This window comes from Anaplasma marginale str. Florida, from assembly GCF_000215485.1.
GTDB classification, from domain to species: domain Bacteria; phylum Pseudomonadota; class Alphaproteobacteria; order Rickettsiales; family Anaplasmataceae; genus Anaplasma; species Anaplasma marginale.
In genome coordinates this window covers 1-2,002 of record NZ_AFMS01000031.1, presented here as the reverse complement: position 1 = coordinate 2,002, position 2,002 = coordinate 1, and the positions used below count along the sequence as shown (strand labels likewise).

Below are 2,002 nucleotides of genomic sequence, written 5' to 3'. Positions count from 1 at the left end.
TTTATACTTTGAGCAATGCCGCTGCAGTTAGAGGTCAACGAGATTTTCTCTTCGGTAGCGCCGCGCTATGACCTCATGAATGACCTCATGAGCTTTGGGTTGCACAGGTTGTGGAAGCGGGAGCTGTGCAGCAAAATCACGCACAAGAGCGGCACGTTATTGGACGTGGCAGGAGGAACTGGGGACGTAGCAATGCGGGCCTTGGCAAGACGCAGTGGCTTGCATGTAACAGTGTGCGACATTAACCCCGATATGCTAGGGGTCGGGAGAGATAGGGCAATCAATTCCGGTTATGCTAACATCAGTTGGGTGTGCGCAAGCGCGGAGGACCTGCCGTTTGCCAGCAATTCCTTCGACTACTACACTATCGCCTTCGGAATACGCAACATACCCAACAGAGAGAAAGCGCTACAGGAGGCACATCGCGTACTCAAGCTTCAAGGAAGGTTGCTCTGTCTTGAATTTTCCCCCATACAAAAGCAAGGGTTGTTTCGGACTTTGTATGATCTATACTCCGCGTATGTAATACCAAATATGGGCAGGTGCGTGGCGGGTAATGCCGAGGCATATACATACCTAACAGACAGTATAAGGGCATTCCCACCACCTGAAGAGTTTGCCCAGGAAATAGCAGGCGCAGGGTTTTTCAATGTTGCGCACCAGAATATCTGCAATGGAGTTACGTCGCTCTACAGTGCATGGAAAGTGGAGTTAAAACTCGGAGCACGGCCCCATCACAACAGCGAATTCGGCTTGTAATTAACCCTCAGATTGTGTGGAATACAGCTTACCAAAAACGGGTGTAGGAGTTCCCAAGGAGACGCCACCCCTGCAAAATTCGGAAAAATGCTCAAACGAGCGTCTATCGGCCGGAAGTGATATCTGATCAAGAATTTTAGACGCAGAATCAGGCACGAAGGGTTGCAGCATGATGCCGATGCACCTTATGTATTCTAGTAGCTTAAACACAACCGCCTGTGCGCTTTTTCTATCTTCTTTGAACAGCTTCCACGGCGCTCTTCTTGCAATATACTCATTGGCCACGGAAGACAGATTCATAACAAATTTGAGCGCCTCAAAAAACCGGTATTCCGCCATATATTCCACATACTGCACCAGCACCGCTTTGTAGTTTATCGGCGCTTCTTCCCCTTGCATCATGCCTTCTACCTCGGGAATTTTGCCACCACACTCCCTGTGCACAAGGGTTATAGTACGCTGAACCAGATTTCCAAAATTGTTAGCCAAATCGCAGTTTATGCGCTCCACAAGACTAGCACCACTAAAGCTAGCATCGTTTCCTACGGGGGTTTCACTGAGCAGGAAATACCTACAATTATCCAGACCGTATTGTTCTATCAACGCAAATGGGTCTATCACATTGCCTATCGATTTTGATATCTTCTGGCCCTCATTAAGCCACCACCCGTGCGCAACTATTTGCTTCGGCAACGGCAGATCAGCAGCCATTAAAAGAGCAGGCCAATACACCGCATGGAACCTTAGTATATCTTTCCCTACAACGTGCGTACTTACCGCACCATCACTCCCCCAGTAACGCTTGTATTCCCCTTCAGTTTCGGGAAACCCAAGCAACGCCAAATAGCAGCATAGTGCATCCACCCATATGTATATTATATGGTCAGAATCGTGAGGTACCTCAATCCCCCAAGATAGGCTTTTCTTAGATCTGGAAACAGACAAATCTCGGAGGCCGGATTCCACAAAACTTATGACCTCATTGAACTTCCCTTCCGGAATTACAAACTTCGGATTATCTGCATAAAACTTTAGCAGGCTTTCCTGCCACTCAGACAGCTTGAAGAAATATCCTGGCTCTTCCAGCCATTCCACTTCGGCACCAGTGGGCGCTTTACCATCCACAAGGTCACGCTCTTGGTAAAAAGTCTCATCACGTACTGAATAAAACCCGGCGTAGTGCCCCAGGTATATCTGATTGTTGCCACGCAGGCGTTCCCACAGCGCCAGCACAGCGCGCTTG

Annotated in this window: 2 protein-coding genes; one reads left to right on the top strand and one right to left on the bottom strand. The window is 48.7% G+C overall.

Going from position 1 to position 2,002, the window contains the following annotated elements; translation table 11 throughout:
• The first annotated feature begins 15 nt into the window (after window positions 1-15).
• Window positions 16-759, top strand: a complete 744-nt coding sequence (gene ubiE / locus GAC_RS00985) for a bifunctional demethylmenaquinone methyltransferase/2-methoxy-6-polyprenyl-1,4-benzoquinol methylase UbiE (RefSeq protein WP_010270498.1) — start codon at window positions 16-18, stop codon at window positions 757-759.
• Here the strand turns inward: ubiE and GAC_RS00980 are convergent.
• A partial coding sequence (locus tag GAC_RS00980; RefSeq protein WP_037349019.1) for a methionine--tRNA ligase occupies window positions 760-2,002 on the bottom strand: 1,243 nt, incomplete at its 5' end. It lies immediately after the preceding gene.